At 69.7% G+C, this 6,135-nt stretch carries 6 protein-coding genes; all 6 read right to left on the bottom strand.

Annotated features, from left to right (window positions below):
* Positions 1–112: 112 nt before the first annotated feature.
* Positions 113–1,066, bottom strand: coding sequence for a catechol 2,3-dioxygenase (locus J0695_RS30200; protein WP_206967374.1), 954 nt, complete (start codon positions 1,064–1,066; stop codon positions 113–115).
* 11 nt (positions 1,067–1,077) lie between these two features.
* Positions 1,078–2,175, bottom strand: a complete 1,098-nt coding sequence (locus J0695_RS30195; protein WP_307798810.1) for a 4-oxalomesaconate tautomerase — start codon at positions 2,173–2,175, stop codon at positions 1,078–1,080.
* Positions 2,172–2,888 (bottom strand): 4-carboxy-4-hydroxy-2-oxoadipate aldolase/oxaloacetate decarboxylase, encoded by a 717-nt coding sequence (locus J0695_RS30190; RefSeq protein ID WP_206967372.1) that lies wholly within the window; start codon positions 2,886–2,888, stop codon positions 2,172–2,174. The genes J0695_RS30195 and J0695_RS30190 overlap by 4 nt, the downstream gene beginning before the upstream one ends.
* A complete protein-coding gene (locus J0695_RS30185) occupies positions 2,885–3,634 on the bottom strand; it encodes a PIG-L deacetylase family protein (protein ID WP_206967369.1) in 750 nt (249 codons plus the stop codon). Before J0695_RS30185 ends, J0695_RS30190 begins: the two co-directional genes overlap by 4 nt.
* Positions 3,635–3,688: 54 nt before the next feature.
* A complete protein-coding gene (locus J0695_RS30180) occupies positions 3,689–4,339 on the bottom strand; it encodes a GntR family transcriptional regulator (RefSeq protein ID WP_206967368.1) in 651 nt (216 codons plus the stop codon).
* 183 nt (positions 4,340–4,522) lie between these two features.
* The gene (locus tag J0695_RS30175; RefSeq protein ID WP_307798809.1) at positions 4,523–6,028 is read right to left on the bottom strand and encodes an N-acetylmuramoyl-L-alanine amidase; all 1,506 of its coding nucleotides are present in this window, start codon (positions 6,026–6,028) and stop codon (positions 4,523–4,525) included.
* Between the last annotated feature and the right edge of the window lie 107 nt (positions 6,029–6,135).

Raw genomic sequence — 6,135 nt, 5'->3', positions numbered from 1 at the left:
GGGTGGGGGATGTGGGTCGACCGTATGGACCCCCGAGAACATCGTCAACACTTTTGTTAACAATCTCAGAAACGATTGAGTCTCACCGTCGCGCGCCCCGCTCAGCCTTCGGTCAGCCCTCGATCGGCGGGGTGCCGTGCGTGTGGAACGACTCGATGGTCTTCAGGCCCCAGGCCTGGCCCTTCTTCCGCTCGTCCTCGGTCCAGGTGATCAGCGGCCAGTCGGGGGCCAGGACGAGGCGGGTGAGCGGGTTGCAGAGCTCGACGCGGTTGCCGCCGGGCTCGTAGACGTACAGGAAGAACGTCTGCTGGATGGCGTGCTTGTGCGGTCCCGTCTCGATGAACACCCCTGTGTCCAGGGCGAGATCGGCGGCCCGCAGGACGTCCTCACGGGTGTCTGTCGCGAACGCGATGTGGTGCAGGCGGCCCTGGCTGCCCGACCAGTCCTCGGTGTAGACGACGTCGTACGACTTGTTGCTGAAGGTCAGCCACTGGGCGGCGATCCGGCCGTCGTCGAGGCGGATCTGCTCGGTGGGGCGCGCGCCGAGCTGTTTGCGGATGAAGTCGCCGTTGGGCTCGACCGACGCGGCGAGGAAGTTGACGTGGTCCAGGCGGCGCACGCCGACGCCGTGGCCCGGCTTGGCCTGTGGCTGGTTCTTCAGGCCCGGCTTCAGCTCGGGCGGGGCCTGGTACCACTCGCTCTCCCAGTACAGGGCGATCTCGTGGCCGTCGGGGTCGGAGGTGACGTACAGCTTGCCGATGCCCGGTTCGTCCTCTGCCCAGCGGCCAGGACGGCCGCTCGCCTCGATCTCCTTGACCCGGCGCTGGAGGGCGTCCTCGCTGGAGGTGCGCAGGGCGGTCCGGCGGATGCCCGAGGTGGTGTGGGGGGTGAGGGTCAGGCTGTGGTGCTCGTAGTCGTCCCAGGTGCGGAGGTGGACCGAGTCCCCGGAGCCGCCGTTCTCGGTCAGGCCCAGATACTCCGTGAAGAACCGGACGCTGCCTTCGAGGTCGGGGGTGAGCAGTTCGACATGGCCGAGATGGGCGATGTCGCCGAGCGGCGGTGTCATGTGCGGCTCCTTCAGGGGTGCGGTGCGGCTTCGGTTTCGGCGGCGGGGCGGGGGAAGACCGTGCCGTCGAAGAGTTTGCGTGCGGTGCGGACGACGGCCGTGCGGCGGGCCACGGGCGGGGGGCCGGTCGCGATCTCCGTCTCGATGTCCAGGAATCCGGTGGGGTGCTCGATACGTACCAGCCCTCCCTGAGAGCCCGCTGAGGGCAGCTGCGCGATGCCCTCGCCGACCGATCCTGGGATACGCAGCCCGGCGGCTACGCTCGCCGCGCCCAGGACGCCGATGGAGGTGTGGCAGCGCACCGGGATGAACGTGCGGGTGGTGACCGCCCCGCCGTTCCGGGGCGGGGCCAGCAGAGTGAGCTTGGGCACGGTTGTCGTACGGACGTCACCCAGGCCCATCAACTCACCTGCCGCCAGGCGGAGTTCGTGCAGTCTGGTGCGGAGGTCCTGGTTCTGCTCAAGGTCGGCCGGGTCCTCGTAACCGGTGATCCTCAGGCCGGATGCGGCGATCAGGACCGTCGGCATGCCGTTGTCCACGCAGGTCACCGGCGTACCGCCGACGAGGTCGACCGCCCTGCCGGTGGGCAGCAGCGGTCCCGCCCCCTGCGGAAACTCGATCACCACCGGCGCCGCTGTCCCCGGCACACCGGAGATTTTGGCGCCGCCGGTGTACGAGACACGCCCGCCCGGGGTGGGGAAGCTCGCGGTGGCGAGGTCGCCGGTGTTGAGCATCCGGATACGGACCGATGTGCGCGCGTCCCCGGCCGGGACCAGGCCGCGCTCCACGGCGAAGGGCCCTACCCCCGCGAGGAGGTTCCCGCAGTTCTGACGGTCCGACACCTGTGCCTCGGCCACGCTCACTTGGAGGAAGAGGTAGTCGACATCCGCTTCGGGCGCGGGGGAGGCGGAGACGACCGCGACCTTGCTGGTGAGCGGGTGCGCGCCGCCGATCCCGTCGATCTGGCGCGGGTCGGGGCTGCCCATGACGCGGAGCAGCAGTTCCTTCCGTACGGAAGGATCCGCGGGCAGGTCGCCGGCCAGGAAGTAGGCGCCCTTGGAGGTGCCGCCGCGCATCAGCATGCAGCGGATCTCGGTGGGTGCTGTCACGGCCGTGTCCCGTCGGCGGTGTACTCCTCGTAACTCTGGTACTGGACTCCGAGGCGTACGAGCGTCTCGCGCAGTCCGTAGCGGTCCAGGCCCAACTGGCCCTGCTGGAAAGCCGACCGGGCCGCCGCCTCCTTCGCCTCGCGCGCCTCGCAGGCCGCCACGGCCACCGAGGCGCGCTCGCGCGGGACGACCACCACGCCGTCGTCGTCGGCGACGATCGCATCACCGGGGCGTATGACCTGCCCGCCGATGGCGACCGGCACATTGACGCTGCCGCCGGTGGCCTTGACGCTGCCCTGCGGGGAGACCGCGGCCGACCAGCCGGGGAAGCCCGACGCGCGCAGTTCGGAGGTGTCGCGTATGCCCGCGTCGATCACCACGCCTCGTACCCCGCGCACCTTCAGCGCGGTGGCGAAGAGTTCGCCGAACAGGCCGTCCGTGCACGGCGATGTGGTGGTGACGACGAGGATGTCGCCCTCGCCGCACTGCTCCACCGCCGCATGGATCATGAGGTTGTCGCCGGGCCAGCACCGGACGGTCACCGCGGTGCCCGCTATCCGTACGTCCTGCTGGATCGGCCGCAGACCCAGGCCGAAGCTGCCGGTGCGGCCGAGCGCCTCGGAGACCGTGGCGGTGCCGTAGCCGGACAGCGCGTCGACGTCCTTCGTCGCTGCCTTCGGAGGATTGGTGACGATCACGCTCGCGCCGCTCATGCCAGCTCCCTCGCGATCTGCGGGTACGGGCGCATGTACGCCTCGGCCATGGTCGTGTGCGCCAGGCCGAGGTTCGGGCCCGCGTTGCGCTTGAGCTGCACACCGCGGCGTACCGCGAGATCCGTGTAGTACTCCCACAGGTGCTGCTGGGCGCCCAGGCACTCCATGGCCCTGCGCTTGGTGTCCCACACCTCGGTGATGTCGAGCAGGACCTCGGGCCTGAAGCCGCTCATCTCCGGCTGGTGCGGCTCGAAGAGGAAGACGGGCGGGGCGCCGATGATCTCGCCCTCGCCCGGGTAGCCGATCGCCTGGGCGAGGATGCGGGCCTCCAGCGCCATGCGGCTGGCGGCCGGGTGGTCGCCGTTGTACGGGTCCTCGGCCGGGTGGGTGAGGACGACGTCCGGCTGGGTTTCGCGGTAGACGGCGACCAGGCGGTCGGTCAGTCCGGGGGTGGCGGTCAGCGGGTAGTCCCCGGCGTCGAAGAAGCGGACCTCCGCGCCCAGGGCGGCGGCTGCACGCTCGGCCTCGTCCCGGCGCAGCGCCTTGATCTCGTCCAGCTTCCTGCCCTCGCGCCACGCCTTGGCGGACTCGCCGCGCTCGCCGAAGGTCAGGCACGCGACGGTGACCTTCTCGCCGCGGGACGCGGCCAGCGCGATGGCTCCGCCGGCCCGCCAGACGAAGTCCCCGGCGTGCGCGGTGACGACCAGGGTCGATCGTGGGGTGGTGGGCGCCTTGCCGTCTGTCATGGGCTGAATCTCCTTGCTGGACAGGAAAGTTGGCCCACCACCCGAGCGTGAGTACTACTCGCGCAACGCGTCGATCACGCCCGCCAGGTGGGCACGGACGGCCTCTTCGGCCGCCTGCGGGTTCCTGGACGTGATCGTCTCGATCATGGCCAGGTGTTCGCCCAGGGACTGCTGGGGACGCCCCGGTCGCAGCGCGAGCTGGAAACGGTGGCGCACCAGCTGCCCGTTGAGCCGCTCAAGAAGTCCCACGGCCACCGGCTGGCCGGAGAACTCCCGGATCAGGGAGTGCAGTTGGTGATTGAGTTCGGAGTACGTCACCGGTTCGCCGTCGTCGACCGCCTTGGTCATCGCCGCGCCCACGTCGGCCAGTTGGGCCAGCTGTGCGTCGCTGGCGGCGATGGCCGCCTTGGCCGCGCACAGCCCTTCCAGGGCCATACGGCACTCGGTGATGGCCACCGCTTCCTCGACCGTCACCACCCGCACCCGCGATCCGCGGTTACGGATCCGCTCGACGAGTCCTTCGGCCGCCAGATCGATCAGCGCCGCTCTGACGCTGGCCCGTGTCACACCGAACTGCTCGGCGAGCTCGTTCTCCACCAGCCGCTGGGCCGGTGCCATGTCGCCTCGCATGATCGACTGCCTGAGCTGCGTCAGAGCCTGCTGTTTGGCTTGCTCTCCGGTGCTCGAACGGGGTTGGTCCGGCATCGTTTGCCCTCCCTGAGTGAGTGCCTGTCGAACCTAAATCTAGGGCAACAAGATTGTCAACAATATTGTCCAAGGTATTGCCGCCGTGCGCCGTGCGTTGTGCGCCGTGCGCGGCGCCGGAGAACGGCAGAGGCCGGGGAGGGCGTGATGCGCTCCCCGGCCTCCGCCGTCGTACCGGTGCCGCTACTTCACGTACGCGATACCGTCCGTCGTCACCGTCGGACGGCCGCTCGTGCCGACCACGACGATCTTCACCGTGTGCTTGGCGCTCGTGGACCAGGTCTTGGTCCAGATCGCCTGGCGGTACAGCGTCGTCGAGGACTTGAGATCCACCGTGGTGATCTTGACCCCGTCGACGTACACATACGCCTGACCGGAGGTCGCCGCCCTGGAGACCACCCAGGCCACAGAGCGGCCGGTGAACGTCCAGGTCAGCGCCGCGTTCTTGGTGGCGGACGAGTACGAAGCACCGCCCAGGTAGCTGGTCGACTTCTTCGTCGCCCAGGTGCCCGACCTGGTCGCCGACGTCTCCTGCGTGATCACTGCCGTACGGGAGACCGACGTGGTCAGGTAGTTGCCCGCCGCGTCCGTCGCCTTGAGGGTGTACGTGACCGCCGACGCCGGCTTCGCCGTGGTGCCCCACGAGGTCACCGTCGGGCCGAACGAGGCCGCGCGCGGAGCGGTGGCCGCCACCGACTTGAGGGACGCGTTGTCGGCCGCCTTCCAGGTCAACGCCACCGGGATCGAGGTGGAGCTGAGCGTTCCGCCGCGGAGGCGTACATCCAGAGGCGTCGGGAAGGTCGGCTTCGTGACGTCACCGGTGACCGACGCGGCCGCGGAAAGCGACGTCTTGCCGTTGATGTGCGTCGCGCGGATCTGGACCGAGTGCTTGCCCGCGGCCACCGTGATCGCCGCCGAGCGCGTACTGCGGCTGACCGTGGCGACCGGCTTGCCGTCCACCAGGACCTCGAAGCCCTTGATCACGGCAGTCGGGGTGGAGGTGGCCCAGCTGACCGTCGCCGCACCCTTGGTGTACGTGGGGGAGACCGTCAGCGTCGGCGCCGCGACCGGGCCCGCCGCGTACGCGCGGATCGTCGGCAGCTTGTTGTAGAGGTTGATGCCGGGGCAGGCGGTGGCGAAGCCGTCGCGGTGACCCGAGATGGGGAGGAAGCTGTACGTCTTGTTCAGGACGAAGGGCGGGCTGTCGCTCGCGCCCTCGACCAGCGTCGCGGTCTTGGTGGAGGGGTTGGGAGCCACTCCGTACATCCCGAGCTTCCAGGCTGCCACCGCGGCCACCGAACCCAGCATCGAAGTGCTGATCGCGGTCGCGGCGCCCTTGTCGTCAGGGAAGGAGCCGAGGACGGCGATGCCCGTGGAGCGGGTGTTGAAGCCGTACGTGTGGGCGCCGATGATCGGCAGGTCCATGCCGCCGTAACGGCCCTCGAAGATCGTGCCGCACTTGTCGACCAGGAAGTTGTAGCCGACGTCCCGCCACTTGTTGCTCTTGACGTGGTACGTGTACACCCAGCGCACGATGGACGCCGAGTCCTTGCAGTCGTACACCGCCGCGGTGTCGGTGTGGTGGACGAAGACCGCGTTGATCTTGTCCGTATAGGTGGGGTCGCCCGCCTCGCGGATCGTCTCGTCGGCACCCCAGCCGGCCCGCGTCACGATCGTCGGCTTGGCCACCGTGGAGGCGGGGGCCGGCGGACGGGTCGACGTCGGGGAGGGGCTCGCGGAGGCGGACTTGGAGGGGGTCGGGGACGCCGGCGTGCTGGTCGCCGTGGCCGGCTGGG

The organism is Streptomyces beijiangensis, assembly GCF_017315755.1.
Taxonomy (GTDB): Bacteria; Actinomycetota; Actinomycetes; order Streptomycetales; family Streptomycetaceae; genus Streptomyces; species Streptomyces beijiangensis.
This window is presented reverse-complemented; position numbering and strand designations above follow the sequence as displayed.